The 861-nt window shown below is 45.2% G+C and carries 1 protein-coding gene; it reads left to right on the top strand.

Translation table 11 applies throughout. The features are described 5' to 3' along the window. A partial coding sequence (gene htpG / locus A3762_RS03190; protein WP_082868906.1) for a molecular chaperone HtpG occupies positions 1 to 861 on the top strand: 861 nt, incomplete at both ends.

Genomic DNA, 861 nt, shown 5'->3' with positions numbered 1-861 from the left:
CCGTCGCGCAGGCACAGATGCTGCGCAGGGCGTGCACTGGAGTTCTGAAGGTGAGGGTGAGTTCACGATTGAAACAGTTGAGCGCACGGCACGTGGAACCTCTATTGTTCTGCATTTGAAAGAAGAAGAGTCTGAGTTTGCTGATGGCTGGCGCTTACGCAGTCTTGTTAAGAAGTACTCGGATCATATTTCTTTCCCGGTCATTATGAAGTCTGAGCCAATGCCAGCGGCAGAAGGCGAAGAGCAGAAAGAACCTGAAGACGAGGCAATTAACGAAGCGACGGCACTATGGACATTGTCAAAATCAGAAATCTCTGAAGATGATTACAAGTCTTTCTATAAGCATATCTCGCATGACTTCCAGGATCCGCTAACATGGGCCCATAACCGTGTTGAAGGTAAGCTCGATTACACAAGCTTGCTTTATATTCCTGCAAAAGCACCGTTTGATTTGTACAACCGTGAAGTTCCTCGTGGCTTAAAGCTATACGTACAGCGCGTTTTTATTATGGATGAAGCAGAGCAGTTCCTGCCTCTCTACCTTCGTTTTGTAAAAGGTATTGTTGATACGCGTGATTTAAGTTTGAACGTTTCTCGTGAAATTCTTCAAAGCGATAAGACTGTTGATAGCTTGCGTACAGCACTGACTAAGCGTGTGCTTGATACTCTGACCAAAATGGCCAAGAACGATGCTGAGAAATATCAATCATTCTGGGATGAGTTTGGCCAGGTAATTAAAGAAGGTATTGGCGAAGATCTTTCTAATAAAGAAAAACTTGCTAAGTTACTTCGCTTCGCGACGACAAACGGCGACAGCGCTCAGAACGTATCGCTTGATGATTACGTGTCTCGCATGCAAGA

This window comes from Oleiphilus sp. HI0125 (assembly GCF_001635355.1).
This window is presented reverse-complemented; position numbering and strand designations above follow the sequence as displayed.